This window comes from Blautia massiliensis (ex Durand et al. 2017) (assembly GCF_051861785.1).
Taxonomy (GTDB): Bacteria; Bacillota; Clostridia; order Lachnospirales; family Lachnospiraceae; genus Blautia_A; species Blautia_A luti_A.
Genome location: NZ_CP146725.1, coordinates 129,690 through 147,308, shown reverse-complemented (window position 1 = coordinate 147,308; position 17,619 = coordinate 129,690). Strand labels below are relative to the sequence as shown.

The window sequence follows — 17,619 nt, the reverse complement described above, 5'->3', positions numbered from 1 at the left end:
AAATGCTCTCTGTCTGGATATAAGATAATTATTCTGCCAGACTATAAAGATCGGAATAGAATTCCGGATAGGAGATGTTGACACATTCTCCGTTTTTGATGGAAAGTGTTCCCTCACAAAGCAGTCCTGCTACTGCAAAAGACATGGCTACACGGTGATCCAGATGAGGATCGATCTCTGCGCCATGAAGGGCTTTTCCACCATGAATGATCATGCCATCTTCGGTTTCCTGGATATCTGCGCCCATTTTCCGAAGATTTTCCGTCATTACCTGGATGCGGTCGGACTCTTTGACACGAAGCTCCTGTGCATCCCGGATAACAGTGGTTCCTTCTGCAAAAGCTGCCATAACGGCGATCATCGGAAGTTCATCGATCAGAGTAGGAATGATCGCGCCTTCTATTGTGGTCCCGTGAAGCGCAGAGGAGCGGATCAGAAGATCGGCAGTAGGTTCGCCCTCTGTGGTTTCATTGAGAAGAGTGATATCTGCTCCCATGTCCCTGCATACACGGAGGATGCCGTCACGGGTCGGGTTGATCCCCACATTTTTCAGAAGGATCTCACTGTTGGGAACAAGAAGACCTGCTGCGATAAAATAAGCTGCAGAAGAGATATCTCCCGGAACCAGGATCTCACGTCCGTAAAGAGATGGGTCCGGTTTGATGGATGCGGTTGTTCCCTCTGCGGTTACATTGGCACCAAAGTAATTCAGCATGATCTCCGTGTGATTTCTGGAAAGGACCGGCTCTGTTACCCGGGTAATGCCGTCAGCGTACATTCCGGCAAGAAGTACGCAGGATTTTACCTGGGCAGATGCTACCGGAGAATTGTAGTGGATGGCATGGAGCTTTTTTCCGGAGATCTTAAGCGGTGCACATCCGTTTCCGTTGAGACTTATGATATCGGCACCCATTTGGGAAAGCGGAGTCATGATCCGTTTCATAGGGCGTTTCTGGATGGAAGCATCGCCGGTAAGCTCTGATACAAAGTCCTGCCCTGCAAGGATCCCGGAGATGAGGCGGGTGGTAGTACCGCTGTTGCCGACGTCAAGAGTCTCTGACGGAGCACAGAGACCATGGAGACCTTTTCCGTGGACCAGGATCTCTCCTTCTGTATTTTCAATGTTAATACCCATTTTCCGGAAACAGGAAATAGTAGAGAGACAGTCTGCACCCTCCAGAAAATTTGTGATTTTGGTAGTGCCTTCTGCAAGAGAGCCGAACATGACAGCTCTGTGAGAAATGGATTTATCTCCGGGAATGGCAAGAGAGCCGGATAATTTTTTTGCTTTTTTGATTTCCATATTAGTACCTGCCTGTATTGTTATTTTTGAAATACATGGCAGCAGATCGGATATCTGCTGCCGTTTATATATCAGCGTTCGCAGATCTTGTAATTACGTTTTGTAAGAAGCACTTTAGCCTGCTCCAGAGCTGCGTCAGTATAAAATTCGATCTTCAGAACGCCATCTTCAAATTCTCGGTTGTGGATAATACCGATATTTTTGATGCTGACCTTTTCGGTTGCAAGGATGGTTGCGATGGTTGCAATGGCACCGGCCTCATCTGCCACATCGATATAAAGGACATAGGAGCGGGGGATCAGGCTGTTGTCTACAATGTCAATGGAGTCACGGTAATCCTTGGAGCTTGCAAACATGTCAAAGATGTTGTCAGCTTCTTTGTTGTCAATGGAACAGCGGATCTGGATCAGCATACGGATAAATTCATCCAGAACCGTGGAAATGTTTTTCTGATTTTCCAGACAGATCTGTTCCCACATAACCGGTGAAGAAGAGGCAATACGTGTGATATCACGGAAACCGCCGGCTGCGATCATTTTCATATACTGGGCGTCGTTATCCAGAAGATTTACAAGATTTACAAGAGCGGAGGCTACGATATGAGGAAGGTGGCTGACTCCTGCCGTGATGAAATCATGTTCTTCTGCAGTGATAACAAGGGGGATCGCACCAAGAGAGGAGATCAGTTCTGTGAAATCAGAAATCTTTTCCAAAGCAACTTCTCCTCCCGGAGTGATGATATAATAAGCATTTTCCAGAAGATGATCACTGGAATTGGAAAAACCGCTGCGTTCGGAGCCTGCCATAGGATGACCGCCGATGAAGCGTCCTTCAAGTCCGAGCTCAGTTACTTTTTCGTGGATAACGCTTTTTACACTGCCTACATCTGTGAGGATACAGTTCTTTCCAAGAGAATCTTTGATCTTTTCCATGTATTCCACATTAAATTCTACAGGTGCACAGAGAAAAAGATAATCACAGTTATATAACTGCTCATCGTCAATATCACAGATCCCGTTGATCACGTTTAAACTGACTGCCTCTGCCAGAGCACTTCTGTCTTTGTCAAAGGCAAGCAGGCGATAATCCGGGTGAAATTTGCGTATGGTTCTGGCAATGGAGCCGCCGATCAGTCCAAGGCCGATAAAACCTATGGTTTTCATAGTACTTCAGAGTCCTTTCAGGTTACTTTTTACTTTTATTCTTTAATAGTGTAAATCACGACTATATTGTAAAAGAAAGTGTGAAAAATGTCAACAAATGTTAGCGGAAACAGGAAGGCCATTTTTGTAGCTGTTTAACGGTAATGTTTTGCGAACAGGGAAGAGTAATAGAAAGTTACTGTTCATTGGTAATATTCCGCGAAGCGTGTTGCTGAAAACGGAGTGAACAGTAACAATAGAAAAAGGCTTGAGAAATCGGAGATTTCGGACGTATAATATAAGTATAATATAATAAGAAAAAAACAATATAAGATACAGAGGAGAATTTATCATGAAATATCAGTCAGTAATGGATCTTCACACACATACCGTAGCCAGCGGCCATGCATACTGCACACTTCGCGAGATGGCCAGGGCTGCTTCCGATAAAGGCCTTGAACTCCTGGGAATCACAGAGCATGCACCGAAAATGCCCGGAACCTGTCATAAGTTTTATTTCCAGAATATAAAGGTAGTACCCCGTGAAATGTACGGGATCCAGCTGCTTCTGGGTTCGGAGGTAAATATCCTGGATGCGGCGGGAACGGTAGATCTTGAGCAGAAAACCCTGGAGAAGCTGGACGTGGTCATTGCAAGTCTTCATGTTCCATGCATCAGACCAGGCAGCAGACAGGAGAATACGGAGGCCTATCTTAATGCTATGAAGAATCCGTGTGTCAATATCATCGGACATCCGGATGACGGAAGATACAATATCGATTATGAGGCGCTTGTACAGGGAGCCAGAGAATACGGTAAAGTCCTGGAGCTGAACAACCACTCCATGGACCCTGACTGTAACCGTGAGAATGCAGTGGAGAATGATACCATCATGCTGGAATACTGCAAAAAATATCGGGTACCTGTGGTTATGGACAGTGATGCCCATTTTGACCTTCTGATCGGGGAATTTGATCTTGCCAGAGAACTTCTGACCAAACTGGATTTTCCGGAAGAGCTGGTACTGAACCGGTCTGTGGATGCCGTGAAAAAGTATGTAAACCGGAAATTCTGAAAGATAGGCGACTGTTCTGTATTAATTGACGGTAATACGAAAAACTTTCTGAAAAAAAGTTGTCAAAATTGAATAAAATACTTGAAATTTGCATGGAAATTTAGTAAAATGTGAACATATTAAGTAAGACAAACAGGGAGGTATTACATATGGACGTTTTCAGAACAGACCGAATCAGAAATGTAGTCCTATTAGGTCATGGTGGCGCAGGCAAAACAACACTGGCTGAGGCAATGGCTTATCTGGCAGGTATGACAAGCAGACTCGGACGTGTTGAGGATGGCAATACTGTCAGCGATTATGACAAGGAAGAAATAAAGAGACATTTTTCCATCACAACTTCTCTGATCCCGGTACCATGGGACAAGGTGAAGGTAAATGTACTGGATACTCCCGGATACTTCGATTTTGTGGGAGAAGTTGAGGAGGCAGTCAGTGCCGCAGATGCAGCGATCATCGTTGTTTCCGGTAAGGCCGGTGTTCAGGTAGGAACACAGAAAGCATGGAATCTCTGCGAGAAATACAAGCTTCCGCGAATGATCTTTGTTACAGATATGGACGTGGATGATGTCAGCTATCGTGAGGTCGTGGAAGAGCTGACAGAGCTGTACGGCAAGAGGATCGCTCCCCTTCATTTCCCGATCCGTGAGGATGGTAAGTTTGTAGGTTATGTCAATGTTGTGAAGCAGGCAGGAAGAAGATATATTGATAAGGCCGGCAAGGAAGAATGCCCGGTTCCGGATTATCTGACAGAATATCTTGAGAAATATCATGAAACTCTGATGGAGTCTGTTGCAGAGACAAGCGAAGAATTTATGGACCGTTATTTCGAGGGAGATACCTTCTCCGTAGCGGAGGTTTCCGCCGCTATTGCAACCAATGTACAGGATGGAAGTATTGTTCCGGTATGCATGGGATCACCGGTGAACCTTCGCGGTGTATCTAACCTTCTGGATGATATCTGCGGTTACTTTCCAAGCCCAAGCGGACGTTCCTGCAATGGTATCGCACAGAAGACTAACGAGATCTTTGAGGCCGATTATGACTTTGCCAAGGCAAAATCCGCCTATGTATTTAAGACCATCGCGGATCCGTTCCTTGGTAAATATTCTCTGATCAAGGTATGCTCCGGTGTGCTGAAATCCGATGATACACTTCTTAATGTAGAGAAAGGAACAGAGGAGCGTGTAAACAAGCTTTATGTCATGGAAGGTTCCAAACCGATCGAAGTTCCGGAGCTTTTTGCAGGGGATATCGGTGCCATTGCCAAGCTTGGCAGTGTACAGACCGGTGACAGCCTTGCAACCAAGGCGAATCCGATCCTTTATCCAAAGGCTATACTTTCCACACCATATACATATAAGAGATTTAAGGCAGTGAAGAAGGGCGACGAGGATAAGATCGCACAGTCCCTTGCCAAGATGATGACAGAGGACAGAACACTGAAGGTTGTCAATGACAGTGCAAACCGTCAGAGCCTGATCTACGGTATGGGTGATCAGCATCTTGATATCGTTGTCAGCAAGCTGAAGGAGCGCTATAAAGTGGATGTGGAGCTTTCCAAACCGAAGGTTCCGTTCCGTGAAACACTCCGTAAGAATTCAGATGTAGAAGGCAAACATAAGAAACAGTCCGGCGGACACGGACAGTATGGCCACGTTAAGATGCGCTTTGAGCCATCTGGCGATCTGGAGACACCTTATGTATTTGAGCAGGTAGTTGTAGGTGGTGCAGTTCCGAAGAACTACTTCCCGGCTGTTGAGAAGGGACTTCAGGAATGTGTTCTCAAGGGACCTCTGGCTGCATATCCGGTTGTTGGTGTGAAGGCAACCCTTTACGATGGATCTTATCATCCGGTAGATTCTTCTGAGATGGCATTTAAGATGGCAACTATCCTTGCCTTCAAGAAGGGCTTTATGGAAGCGTCTCCTGTACTTCTTGAGCCGATCATCTCCATGAAGGTTACAGTTCCGGATAAATATACCGGTGATGTTATGGGAGATCTGAACAAGAGACGTGGTCGTGTTCTCGGAATGAATCCGGACCACGAAGGAAATACCATCATTGAGGCAGATGTTCCGCTTCTTGAAATCTATGGTTATTCCACTGTCCTTCGTTCCATGACCGGTGGAAGCGGAGATTTCTCCTATGAATTTGCACGCTATGAGCAGGCTCCTAATGATATCCAGGAGAAAGAGATCGCGGCACGCGCAAGCAAGGTTGACAGTGCTGACGAATAAACAGAGATATTTTTTGAGGGCAGAATAAAGAGTTGACAGGCTGCAGCATTTGCTGTAGCCTGTTTTTAGATGCATTCGTGAATAAGCAGTCAGAGAAACAAATTGCGCTCATACAGGTTATTGAAGTATGAGCAAAAAAGAAAAGAGAGAGGACAAAAAATGTTAGTATGTGATTATATCGTGGAACAGATTGACGGAGATTATGCACATCTGAAGCGTGTGGATCAGCCGGAGGAGGAACTGAAAGTGGTTGCCAGAGCATTACTTCCGGCAGAAATCTATGAGGGCTGTGAGCTTCATTATGAGCTGATGCAGTATTCAATGAAATGATAAGGCTGCAGGATATCGCGGATATGGCAGGTGTCAGTCGTACAACCGTATCCAATGTGATCAATGGAAATACAAAACGGGTTTCACAGAGCACCATTGACCGGATCACGGCGATCCTGAAGGAGCAGAATTATGTTCCCCACATGGGATCTGTGATGCTATCCGGACACGGCTCAAGGATCATTGGAGTGGTTCTTGGTTTTTCCTTCATTCATGGTATGCAGTCTCTGCAGGATTCTTTTGTGGGAGAGATTACCGGAACGCTGCAGGTCGAAGCAGAAAACAGAGGCTATTATATTATGCTCATTGGCGGTGAACGGATCGATAATGTGGTAGATATGGCATCCCGTTGGAATGTAGAGGGTCTTATCATTATAGGGTATAATGAAGAACAGTATCATCAGCTTTCCAGAAAGCTGAATAAAAAAATGGTATTGATCGATGCCTATCCGAAGGGTGGATATAGCTTTCAGAATGTAGGAGTGGATGATTATTCCGGCGGATATCAGATCGGGGAATATCTGCATTCCTGTGGATACCACCGGGCACTTTTTGTTGCGGAAACAGAGCAGGACAGTGATTATGCCAGATGGCTTGGATTCAAACAGGCCATGGAAAAAAATGGCGGCTTCTGCAGCCGCTCCCGCTATGTGGTGGTTCCCCAGGAACCCCGGCGCAGACTGAAAAAATATGAAGAGCTGCTGCCTCATTTTCTGGAGACAAAGGCTCTGGCATTTTCTTCGGATTATACAGCTGTGGAGGCCATCAATTTTTTTACAGACAGGGGAATCCGGATTCCGGATCAGATTTCCATTACCGGCTTTGATGATAATTTTTATGCGCGGATCGTCAGGCCAAAGCTGACCACCATTCATCAGGATGTTCATCAGAAAGCAGTTCTGGCCTTGCGGAAGCTGCTTCTTATGGCAGAGGGAAAGGAACCTGCCGAAAAAAATGTAAAAAGCCCTGTCTGGCTTGTAAAGAGAGATTCTGTAAAAGAGTAGCAGGATCTCTTTTTTTTATGTTGTGATGACTTTTCCTGGCGCCTCTCCGGAATGTGGTGGGAATTCTTTCGCCGGACCGTAGTGCTTTATTGTTAAAACTGCATAAAAAAAACAGAAAAGTTTGGCAGTAATTTAAGTTTCACGAGAAACCTGTTGATTTTAAAGGGTGGATAGGATATGCTGATTTCAGAATCAACAGAAAAAGGAGGCCATTTACCATGAAAAAAAACTGGTGGAAAGAAAGCGTGGTATATCAGATTTACCCGAGAAGTTTTAAGGACAGCAACGGAGACGGAATTGGTGATATTCCCGGGATCATAGAAAAACTGGACTATCTGAAAGAACTGGGAGTAAATGTTCTCTGGATCTCACCCATGCTGGAATCTCCGCAGGATGACAATGGCTATGATATTTCCGATTACCGCAGGGTCTATAAAGAATATGGAACCATGGAGGATTATGAAAAACTTCTTGAAGAAGCGCATAAACGGGGCATTAAGATCCTCATGGATCTGGTCGTAAACCATACTTCCGATGAACATAACTGGTTTATTGAAAGCAGGAAATCCAAAGATAATCCTTACAGGGATTACTATATCTGGAGAGAGCCGGTGAATGGAAAAGAACCGAATAACTGGGGAAGTGTGTTCGGAGGACCTGCATGGGAGTATGATCCTCAGACAGAGATGTATTATCTTCACCTGTTTTCAAGAAAACAGCCGGATCTGAACTGGGAAAATGAAAAGGTCCGTCAGGAAGTTTACGATATGATGAATTTCTGGTGTGAAAAAGGAATCGACGGTTTCCGAATGGACGTGATCAGCATGATCTCCAAGGATCAGTCATATCCGGATGGAAAAATGAACGGAGGATTATATGGTGATTTTGGCCCTTACTGCGTCCATGGCCCGAGGATCCATGAGTTTCTCCAGGAAATGAACAGAGAGGTTTTATCCCGATATGATGTGATGACAGTTGGAGAAACCTCCGGTGTGACTATCGAAGATGCACAGAAATATGCAGGTGAGGACAGGAATGAGCTGAACATGGTGTTTCAGTTTGAGCATGTAGAGGACCAGGGATCAGACCATGGTAAATGGACTACCGAGAAATACGATTTCCAGGAATTTAAAAAGGTTATGATCAAATGGCAGGAAGAGCTTGCGGGAAAAGCATGGAACAGTCTGTTTCTTGGAAATCATGACCAGCCAAGAAGTGTTTCCAGATTTGGAAATGATAATCCGGCATACAGGGAAACTTCAGCCAAGATGCTGGCAACCTGTCTTCATATGATGCAGGGAACTCCTTATGTTTATCAGGGAGAAGAGCTTGGAATGACCAATGCTTATTTTACAGAGCTTAAGGATTATCGTGATATCGAGAGTATTCAGTATTTCCATGAATATACAGAAGCAGGTATTTATACACCGGAATATATGATGAAGTGCCTGATGCTGAGAGGACGTGACAATGCCAGAACACCAATGCAGTGGGAGGATTCTTATCAGGCCGGCTTTACGGAGGGAACGCCATGGATCAGGGTAAACTCCAATTATAAGGAGATCAATGCGAAGCAGCAGCTTTCAGATCCGGATTCTATTTTCCATTATTATCAGAAGCTGATCCGTTTAAGAAAAGAAAAACCGGTGATCGTTTACGGTGTTTTTGAGGCACTTTACAGAGATCATGATCAGATTTTTGCATATACCAGAACCCTTGAGGGAGAGAAGCTTCTCACAGTCTGCAATTTCAGTGAGCATGTGGCAGAAATGGAAATTCCGGAAGAATTTCAGAAAAATGCAGAATGTCTGATCACAAATCTTGGAAGAAAGGATTTTGGAAAGAAAGTGATCCTGAAACCTTATGAGGCATTTGTTCTTTACAGAAATCTGTAACAGGAGAGGGAAAAATGATAAAAAAATATGTATATGGAGAGCCCTTTGAGACTGAGGCACTGACAGAAAACATTGAGACAGCAGAAGGAAAGCCAGGATATGGAGAAATCTGTGCAGAAGATGGATTTTCTTTTACTTATATCATGGATGAAGAGGATATCGTCTACGGATTGGGAGAATCCAACCGCGGTATCAACAAGAGAGGATTCATTTACACCAGTAACTGTACCGATGATCCGGAGCATACAGAGGATAAACATTCCCTGTACGGTGCACATAATCTTATCATTGTGTCCGGAAAAGAAACCTTTGGAATGTTTTTTGACTATCCGGCAGCGATCACCTTTGACATTGGATATACCAGAATGGATACCATGAAGGTAACCTGCGAAAATGCAGACCTGAAGCTTTATGTGATCGAAGGGGAGAGTCCCTATGATATTGTAAAGCAGTTCCGTCATGTGATCGGAAGAAGCTATATCCCGCCGAAATTTGCCTTTGGATTTGGCCAGAGCAGATGGGGCTATACTACAAAAGAGGATTTCCGGAAGGTTGCAGCTGGATATCGTGAAAATCATATTCCTATTGATATGATCTATATGGATATTGATTATATGCAGTCTTATAAGGACTTTACATTAAGTGAAGAGAATTTTCAGGATTTTCCGGAATTCGTAAAGGAACTGAAGGATCAGGATATCCGTCTGATCCCGATCATCGATGCCGGCGTCAAGGTAGAGCCGGGATACGATGTTTATGAGGAGGGTGTCAAAAACCGCTACTTCTGCCAGAGAGAGGACGGCAGTGATTTTGTAGCTGCTGTATGGCCGGGGGATACTCATTTTCCGGACGTATTGAACAAAGATGCCAGAAAATGGTTCGGTGACAAATACCGTTTCCTGATCGAGAAGGGAATCGACGGTTTCTGGAACGATATGAATGAGCCGGCGATCTTCTATTCCACAGAGGGAATGAAAGAGGTCAAAGAGTTTGCAGGAGAATTTGCAAAAGATACGGAAGGAAAGATCCATATCTGGAAGATGCAGAGTGCACTTCGCAATGTTGCAAACAATCCGGAAGATTATCGGAGATTTTACCATAATGTGGATGGTAGAAAGATCCGCCATGACAAAGTCCATAACCTGTTCGGCTACAATATGACCAGAGCAGCAGGGGAGGCTTTTGAACGGATCGATCCGGAAAAACGTTTTCTGATGTTCTCCAGATCATCCTATATTGGTATGCATCGTTATGGTGGGATCTGGACCGGCGATAATAAATCCTGGTGGGCTCATATCCTTCTGAACCTGAAGATGATGCCCTCTCTGAATATGTGTGGTTTCCTGTATGCGGGAGCAGATCTGGGCGGATTTGGCGCTGATACAACAAGAGAACTGCTGCTTCGTTTCCTGGCACTTGGAGTATTCACACCGCTGATGCGTGATCATACAGCGATCGGTACCAGAGAGCAGGAATGTTACCAGTTTGAAAATGTGGAAGATTTCCGTCATGTGATCGGTGTAAGATATCGTCTTATTCCATATCTTTACAGTGAATATATGAAGGCGGCTCTGAACGATGATATGTATTTCCGGCCGTTGGGCTTTGTTTATCCGGAGGATAAGATTGCTGTACATGTGGAAGACCAGCTGCTTCTTGGAAATGAGATCATGATCGCTCCGGTTTATGAACAGAACGCAAGAGGCCGTTATGTATATCTTCCGGAGGAGATGAAGTTTGTGAAATTCCTTCCGGATGGAACCATTGCAGAGGAGATCCTTGAAAAGGGTGTTCATTATGCGGAGGTGGCACTGAATGAGGTTCCGTTGTTTATCCGGAAGGGAAAATGTATTCCGGTTGCAGAAGCAGCGGAATGTGTGGCAGCTCTGGATACAAAAAATATGCAGCTTCTCGGATATGAAGGTGCGGAGTATACCTTATATGAGGACGATGGGGTTCATAAGGATTACGACAGAGAAGAAAATTACCGTGTTCTGAAAAAATAAAGTCAGCAAAATGAAATATAAATTTCTGTGTTACATCATTTACGTTAAACAGTATAAAGAATACAGGATGTGAACAGTTGATAAACAGAAAAGCCGTAAGTATATGTGAAAGTTTCTTAAACATATATCTTACGGCTTTTACTGCTGTTGCTTTACATAAAATATTTTATGTAAAGTAATTCGCATTCTGTTTAAATAACACTTCAGAAAGATTTGTTTATGCTTCTTCCTCAATCTGGATAACATTTTTCAGTACAGAGCAGCATGCCATGTCACCGATAACATTGACACAGGTGGCGCCCATATCACAGAGGGTATTGATGCTGATATAAACACCAAGAACTCCGGCAGGAAGTCCGGCCATAGTTGCCAGTGCTGCGAAAGATGCGATAGCACCACCGGGAACACCTGGAGTACCAACGGAAAGCAGTACGTTTGCAAGAAGGATAATGATCATAAGAGGAATACTTACATGGATCCCGCAGGCGTTTGCAAAGAACATGATCATAAAGGACATCAGGATAGATACAGCATCCATATTAACGGTAGCACCAAGAGGAATGGCGATGCTGGTGATCTGGTTGGATACGTCCATTTCTTCTTCCATACACTGCTTGCTTAATGGAATGGTTGCGGAGCTTGAGCAGGTTCCGAAGGCGTTCAGTGCTGCTGGCAGGATCGCTTTCAGGAATTTCAGCGGACTCTGTTTGCCGATCAGCTTTACAGAGAGACCGTACACTACAATAGCGAAGCCAAAGAATGCCACATACAGAATGACAAGCTGTGTTGCAAGGGAAATGATCGTTTCAGTTCCGTTGGCTTCCACAACCGGTACGATGGTACAGAAAACACCGATGGGTGTAAAGTACATGATGGTTGTGATGATCTTCAGGCATACTTCATTGACGGAATCAATCAGATTCAGGAATGGAGTTCCCTTTTCACCGACTGCGATCAGTGTGAAACCGATGATCAGGGCAAACACCAGAACCTGGAGCATGTTTCCGTCAGCAAATGCGGCGATTGGGTTGGAAGGGATCAGGTTTTTCAGGGTGTCAAGGATACTGCTCATTTCTGTAGCCTGGATGTCTGCCGTTGCCATCTCAAATTTGACTCCCTTTCCGAGATGGATCAGTCTCGGGATGATCAGTCCGCACAGGCTGGCAAGTGCCGTTGTGCAGAGAAAATAGATCATGGATGCTGCAGTGATCTTGCCGGTAGTACGTGCGTTTCCGATGGAACAGATTCCAATGACAATGGAGCAGAAGACCATGGGAAAGATCATCATGTTCAGGGCGTTCATGTAGATACTTCCGATCAGACTGGTCACAGTGAGGACAGGTTCAAACCGTCCGGCCAGGAAAAGTCCTGTGAGGATACCCAGGATCAGTCCTGTAAAGATCGCACCGGTAATATGTTTCCGGTACCAGGAATAAAAAGATTTCATTTATGCGTTCCCTCCTAAGATAAATATGTATGTATAATATAGGAAAATACATGCAGGAAATTATATCATGTGAAAAAAGAGGCGTCAACTAAACCAGGCCAGGATTGCAGGTTCATGTATATTTTGATGGAAAAGGGCTGTTTTTGGATTTTTGTTTGACAAATACATCATAAGTAGTTAAAATTAATAGCAGTGTGTGAAAGCATTAAAGTATTAATACTGAGTAATTTGTCAGGAGGAATAAAAAAAATGGCTGCACCTTATAACCATAGAGCCATCGAAGCGAAATGGCGCACAAACTGGGAGAAAAAGCCGGTAAATGTCAATGATGGCAAGAAACTGAAATACTACTGTCTGGATATGTTCCCGTATCCGTCCGGAAACGGTCTTCATGTAGGACACTGGAGAGGCTATGTGATCTCCGATGTATGGAGCCGTTATAAAATGCTCCAGGGTTATTACCTGATCCATCCCATGGGATGGGACGCTTTTGGTCTCCCGGCTGAGAACTATGCCATCAAGATGGGGGTTCATCCGGCAGTATCTACAGCAGCAAACATCAAAAATATCAAACGTCAGATCAACGATATCGCAGCGATCTATGACTGGGATATGGAGGTTAACACAACAGATCCGGAATTCTATAAATGGACACAGTGGATCTTTGTAAAAATGTTCAAAGAGGGGCTTGCATATGAGAAGGAGTTCCCGATCAACTGGTGCCCTTCCTGTAAGACAGGTCTTGCAAATGAAGAGGTTGTAAACGGATGCTGCGAGCGTTGTGGCACTCCGGTTACCAAAAAGAACCTCCGTCAGTGGATGCTCCGCATCACAAAATATGCAGACAGACTTTTAAGTGATCTGGATAAACTGGACTGGCCGGAGAAGGTTAAAAAGATGCAGACAGACTGGATCGGCAAATCCTACGGCGCAGAGGTCGATTTCCCGGTTGAGGGAAGAGAAGAGAAGATCACGGTCTATACAACAAGACCGGATACTCTTCATGGAGCAACATTCATGGTACTTGCACCGGAGCATGCTCTTGCAAAATCTCTTGCAACAGACGAGACAAGAGAGGCTGTAGAGAAATATATCTTTGATGCTTCCATGAAATCCAATGTAGACCGTCTTCAGGATAAAGAGAAGACCGGTGTGTTCACAGGTACTTATGCGATCAATCCGCTGAACGGCGAGAAGCTTCCAATCTGGCTTTCTGACTATGTACTTGCTGATTATGGTACAGGTGCTATCATGTGTGTACCTGCTCATGATGACCGTGACTTTGAGTTCGCAAAGAAATTCGATATTCCGATCATCCAGGTTATCGCAAAAGATGGTAAAGAAATTCAGAATATGACAGAAGCTTACACAGAGGCTTCCGGAACCATGATCAACTCCGGTGAGTGGAACGGAATGGAATCTTCCGTACTGAAGAAGGAAGCACCGCATATCATCGAGAAGCTGGGTATCGGACGTAAAACTGTCAACTACAAACTGAGAGACTGGGTATTTTCCCGCCAGCGTTACTGGGGTGAGCCGATCCCGATCGTACACTGCCCGAAATGCGGTGCGGTACCGGTACCGGAGGATCAGCTTCCGTTAAGACTTCCGGAGGTAGAAAGCTACCAGCCGACAGGAACCGGAGAGTCACCGCTTGCAGCTATTGACGAGTGGGTAAATACCACATGCCCATGCTGTGGTGCTCCTGCAAAACGTGAGACAAACACCATGCCTCAGTGGGCAGGATCTTCCTGGTATTTCCTCCGTTATGTAGATAATAAGAATAATAAAGAACTGGTTTCCAAAGAGAAAGCTGATAAATATCTGCCGGTAGATATGTATATCGGTGGTGTAGAGCATGCTGTTCTTCATCTTCTGTACTCCAGATTCTACACCAAGTTCCTGTATGATATCGGAGCTATTGATTTCGATGAGCCGTTTGTCAAGCTGTTCAACCAGGGTATGATCACAGGTAAAAACGGAATCAAGATGAGTAAATCCAAAGGAAATGTTATTTCACCGGATGATCTTGTAAATGATTACGGATGTGATTCCTTACGTATGTATGAGCTGTTCGTAGGACCGCCGGAACTGGATGCAGAATGGGATGACAGAGGAATCGATGGTGTATCCAGATTCCTGAAACGTTTCTGGAATCTGGCTCTTGACAGCATTGAGAAAGATATCCCGGCTACCAAAGAGATGGAGAAGACCCGTCATAAGATGGTATACGATATCACCAGCAGACTTGAGGCCTTCAGCCTGAATACCGTAGTGTCCGGATTTATGGAATACACAAACAAGCTGATCGCTATCGCAAAGCAGAACGACGGCGCTGTTGACAAAGAAACCATCGAGACAGTTACCATTCTTCTTGCGCCATTTGTTCCTCATATTGCAGAGGAGATCTGGGAGAAGCTTGGTCATGAGGATTCCATTTTCCATGCACAGTGGCCGGCTCACGATGAGGAGCTTATGAAGGATGATGAGATCGAGGTTCCGGTTCAGATCAACGGCAAGACCAAGGCTGTTATCAGTATTCCGGCAGAAATCTCCAAAGAAGATGCGATTGCCGAAGGAAAGAAGGCAGTTGCAGATAAGATTTCCGGAAATATCATCAAAGAGATTTACGTACCGAAGAAGATCATCAATATCGTAGTAAAGTAATAAGATAAATCAAAAACACCCGAAGCAGGGCGGAAGATATTTCTGCCTTTGCCAGGGCGTTTTTTACATGGATAAACATCGTGAAGTAAGTATGCACAAAAATAACTAATGTTATTTAGAATAAATACCAATAATATTTAGGCATTTTAACAGATTTGCCTAGTTTTTGGTCATACCAATTATATTGTCTATTGTTATTCAAATGGAAAAAACGTACAGTAACACCATGAGTCAGGCAAAGATAGTAAGAAAGCTTTGGTACTCGAAATGCAGTGTGACGGAATGAAGATGTCCGTTTAGCTAGATTGCATATTTACATTGAGAGAAATAAGGAGAGATAGTATGAGCGCAATGAACACACTTAAGAAATTCGGACTTGAACAGGCATTCAATTATGTTTATAAAGATCCGGATAAGAATTTTATCAAGATCATGGACTGGGCAGATAAATTTTCCGGCGGTGGATTTACTACACAGAGAGCAATGATCCGCGAAGTCATTTCCAATCCGGAACATCCGTATTATTCGTTTATTCATAGATTGGTAACTGATATTGATCCGCATGTTATGAAAACTCTGGTTGCAAACTTCTTTATCAATGCAAATCTTGCAGGCTGGAAGAAACAGGATGAATGCCGTGAGAAATATGGCTGTAATATCCCGTGGGCAATCCTTCTTGACCCAACAAGTGCATGTAACCTGCACTGTACAGGATGCTGGGCAGCAGAGTATGGAAACAAGCTGAACCTCACCTACGATGAGATCGATGACATCATCCGCCAGGGTAAGGAGCTTGGCGTTTATATGTATATTTACACAGGCGGAGAGCCACTTGTAAGAAAAAAGGATCTGATCCGTCTTTGCGAGAAACATAATGACTGTATCTTCCTTTCCTTCACAAATGCAACACTGATCGATGAGGATTTTGCAAATGATATGCTTCGGGTAGGAAACTTTGTTCCTGCAATTTCACTGGAGGGATTTGAGACTGCAACAGATGGCAGAAGAGGAAATGGTGTATACCAGAAGGTTATCAAGGCCATCAATCTTCTCAGAGAGAAGAAGCTTGTATTTGGTATCTCTGCATGTTATACGAGTGCAAATTTCGAGTCTATCACATCCGAGGCATTTTACGACAGCCTGATTGATCTTGGAGCGTACTTTATCTGGTATTTCCATTATATGCCGGTTGGAAATGATGCAGCACCGGAGCTGCTTCCTACTCCTGCGCAGAGAAGAGAAACCTATGAGCGTATCCGTAAATACCGTGCAACAAAGCCGTTGTTTGCCATGGATTTCCAGAATGATGCAGAGTTTGTGGGAGGATGTATTGCAGGCGGCCGTCGCTATCTGCATATCAATGCAAACGGCGATATCGATCCATGTGTGTTTATCCATTATTCTGATTCCAATATCCGCGAGAAAACACTTCTGGAAGCACTGCAGTCTCCGATGATGATGGCATATCATGACGGACAGCCGTTTAATGACAATATGTACCGTCCATGCCCGATGCTTGAAAATCCGCAGAAGCTGAGAGAAATGGTAGAAAAATCCGGAGCACATTCCACAGATCTTCAGTCACCGGAGAGTGCAGAGCATCTCTGTGCGAAATGTGACCGGTATGCTGAAAACTGGAAGCCGGTAGCAGAGGAAATGTGGAAGGAAGACCAGGAGCGAAAGGCAGCGAAGAAAGGCTGCTGATCCTGAAACTTAAAAAAGCAGAACTTATGAAAGAGCACGGTACCGGAAACAGGTGCCGGTGCTCTTTTTTTGAAAACGGAGGGATCAGACCATGAAAAAAATGATTGATAACATCAGAAAATATCTGCCGGCGGTGCTCCTTCTTGTGCTTCTCCTTTTCTGTATCCGTTATAGAGAGGATCTGTCTGTGGAAAGGATCTTAAGCTATACACCGGAGGAACCTGTTAAGGCTGCATTACTTATGCTTGGGCTTTATGCAGTGAAAAGTGTCTCTTTTATATTTCCAATTGCGATCCTGCAGCTTGCTGTAGGGCATCTGTTTTCTACAGGAACAGCACTTCTGGTGAACTTTCTGGGAAGAGCAGTCACATTGGCACTTCCATATTGGATGGGACGTTTCTCAGGTGCATCCATGGTGGAAAGTCTTACAGCTAAATATCCGAAACTGAAAACAGTAGTAGATTACCAGAACGGAAATTCCCTGTATATTTCATTTTTTATGCGGACATTGAACTTTTTACCGGGAGATGCTGTGAGTCTGTTTCTCGGAGCTGAAAAGATCCCATTTGGAACCTATATGGCAGGTGGCGTGCTTGGAACGTTGCCGGGAGTTATTCTCGCTACAATATTTGGAGCAAATATTAAAAATCCGAAGTCTCCGGCATTCTGGCTCTCCGCAGTGTTTCTTGTGATGATCAGTGTATTCTCGATCCTGATACACATGCATATTTCCCGGAAGAAAAAATAACAGGGCTTTCTCTTCCTGCTTTTACTGAGAGGAAAAATGTAGTATAATGCAGACAGTA

General features: G+C 44.4%; 12 protein-coding genes. 9 read left to right on the top strand and 3 right to left on the bottom strand.

All coding sequences use genetic code 11. From position 1 onward, the window contains the following. Nucleotides 1–28 precede the first annotated feature (28 nt). Both aroA and V9W66_RS00765 read right to left on the bottom strand, forming a co-directional pair. Entirely contained in the window at nt 29–1,303 is a 1,275-nt protein-coding gene (aroA, locus tag V9W66_RS00770) for a 3-phosphoshikimate 1-carboxyvinyltransferase (RefSeq protein ID WP_144095712.1), read from the bottom strand. 71 nt (nt 1,304–1,374) lie between these two features. Beyond that, nucleotides 1,375–2,466 carry a prephenate dehydrogenase gene (locus V9W66_RS00765; protein ID WP_015525209.1) on the bottom strand — a complete coding sequence of 364 codons (1,092 nt, stop codon included), beginning with the start codon at nt 2,464–2,466 and terminating at the stop codon, nt 1,375–1,377. 331 nt (nt 2,467–2,797) lie between these two features. On the opposite strand from V9W66_RS00765, the gene V9W66_RS00760 reads away from it, so the two are divergent. The 6 genes from V9W66_RS00760 to V9W66_RS00735 all read left to right on the top strand — a co-directional run bounded on the left by V9W66_RS00760 (nt 2,798) and on the right by V9W66_RS00735 (nt 10,995). Further along, nucleotides 2,798–3,520, top strand: a complete 723-nt coding sequence (locus tag V9W66_RS00760) for a phosphatase (RefSeq protein ID WP_144095714.1) — start codon at nt 2,798–2,800, stop codon at nt 3,518–3,520. Nucleotides 3,521–3,669: 149 nt separating this feature from the next. After that, nucleotides 3,670–5,760 (top strand): elongation factor G, encoded by a 2,091-nt coding sequence (locus V9W66_RS00755; protein ID WP_144095716.1) that lies wholly within the window; start codon nt 3,670–3,672, stop codon nt 5,758–5,760. A gap of 159 nt (nt 5,761–5,919) precedes the next feature. After that, nucleotides 5,920–6,090 (top strand): hypothetical protein, encoded by a 171-nt coding sequence (locus V9W66_RS00750; RefSeq protein ID WP_015525206.1) that lies wholly within the window; start codon nt 5,920–5,922, stop codon nt 6,088–6,090. Continuing rightward, nucleotides 6,087–7,094 carry a LacI family DNA-binding transcriptional regulator gene (locus tag V9W66_RS00745; RefSeq protein ID WP_144095718.1) on the top strand — a complete coding sequence of 336 codons (1,008 nt, stop codon included), beginning with the start codon at nt 6,087–6,089 and terminating at the stop codon, nt 7,092–7,094. Before V9W66_RS00750 ends, V9W66_RS00745 begins: the two co-directional genes overlap by 4 nt. Nucleotides 7,095–7,312: 218 nt before the next feature. Further along, nucleotides 7,313–8,989, top strand: coding sequence for a glycoside hydrolase family 13 protein (locus V9W66_RS00740; protein WP_144095720.1), 1,677 nt, complete (start codon nt 7,313–7,315; stop codon nt 8,987–8,989). A gap of 14 nt (nt 8,990–9,003) precedes the next feature. Further along, nucleotides 9,004–10,995 (top strand): glycoside hydrolase family 31 protein, encoded by a 1,992-nt coding sequence (locus tag V9W66_RS00735; RefSeq protein ID WP_144100662.1) that lies wholly within the window; start codon nt 9,004–9,006, stop codon nt 10,993–10,995. A 217-nt stretch (nt 10,996–11,212) separates the two neighbouring features. Here the strand turns inward: V9W66_RS00735 and V9W66_RS00730 are convergent, their stop codons facing one another. Beyond that, nucleotides 11,213–12,442: a dicarboxylate/amino acid:cation symporter gene (locus V9W66_RS00730; RefSeq protein ID WP_144095724.1), complete on the bottom strand. Its 1,230-nt coding sequence runs from the start codon at nt 12,440–12,442 to the stop codon at nt 11,213–11,215. Between the two features lie 249 nt (nt 12,443–12,691). Between V9W66_RS00730 and leuS the strand changes: the two genes are divergently transcribed. From leuS to V9W66_RS00715, 3 genes are all read left to right on the top strand, one after another. Next, complete coding sequence (gene leuS, locus V9W66_RS00725; protein ID WP_144095725.1) at nt 12,692–15,109, top strand: leucine--tRNA ligase; 2,418 nt, start codon at nt 12,692–12,694, stop codon at nt 15,107–15,109. 342 nt (nt 15,110–15,451) lie between these two features. Further along, on the top strand, nt 15,452–16,813 hold the full coding sequence (locus tag V9W66_RS00720; protein ID WP_144095727.1) for a radical SAM protein: 1,362 nt from the start codon (nt 15,452–15,454) through the stop codon (nt 16,811–16,813). A 91-nt stretch (nt 16,814–16,904) separates the two neighbouring features. Continuing rightward, complete coding sequence (locus V9W66_RS00715; RefSeq protein WP_144095730.1) at nt 16,905–17,561, top strand: TVP38/TMEM64 family protein; 657 nt, start codon at nt 16,905–16,907, stop codon at nt 17,559–17,561. Nucleotides 17,562–17,619: the final 58 nt, after the last annotated feature.

What these genes read in the sequence shown, in the direction of transcription:
- V9W66_RS00735 (WP_144100662.1), top strand. Translation starts at nt 9,004, where the DNA reads ATGATAAAAAAATATGTATATGGAGAGCCCTTTGAGACTGAGGCACTG.
- V9W66_RS00755 (WP_144095716.1), top strand. Translation starts at nt 3,670, where the DNA reads ATGGACGTTTTCAGAACAGACCGAATCAGAAATGTAGTCCTATTAGGT.
- V9W66_RS00715 (WP_144095730.1), top strand. Translation starts at nt 16,905, where the DNA reads ATGAAAAAAATGATTGATAACATCAGAAAATATCTGCCGGCGGTGCTC.
- V9W66_RS00765 (WP_015525209.1), bottom strand. Translation starts at nt 2,466, where the DNA reads ATGAAAACCATAGGTTTTATCGGCCTTGGACTGATCGGCGGCTCCATT.
- V9W66_RS00745 (WP_144095718.1), top strand. Translation starts at nt 6,087, where the DNA reads ATGATAAGGCTGCAGGATATCGCGGATATGGCAGGTGTCAGTCGTACA.
- V9W66_RS00760 (WP_144095714.1), top strand. Translation starts at nt 2,798, where the DNA reads ATGAAATATCAGTCAGTAATGGATCTTCACACACATACCGTAGCCAGC.
- V9W66_RS00730 (WP_144095724.1), bottom strand. Translation starts at nt 12,442, where the DNA reads ATGAAATCTTTTTATTCCTGGTACCGGAAACATATTACCGGTGCGATC.
- leuS (WP_144095725.1), top strand. Translation starts at nt 12,692, where the DNA reads ATGGCTGCACCTTATAACCATAGAGCCATCGAAGCGAAATGGCGCACA.
- V9W66_RS00750 (WP_015525206.1), top strand. Translation starts at nt 5,920, where the DNA reads ATGTTAGTATGTGATTATATCGTGGAACAGATTGACGGAGATTATGCA.
- aroA (WP_144095712.1), bottom strand. Translation starts at nt 1,303, where the DNA reads ATGGAAATCAAAAAAGCAAAAAAATTATCCGGCTCTCTTGCCATTCCC.
- V9W66_RS00740 (WP_144095720.1), top strand. Translation starts at nt 7,313, where the DNA reads ATGAAAAAAAACTGGTGGAAAGAAAGCGTGGTATATCAGATTTACCCG.
- V9W66_RS00720 (WP_144095727.1), top strand. Translation starts at nt 15,452, where the DNA reads ATGAGCGCAATGAACACACTTAAGAAATTCGGACTTGAACAGGCATTC.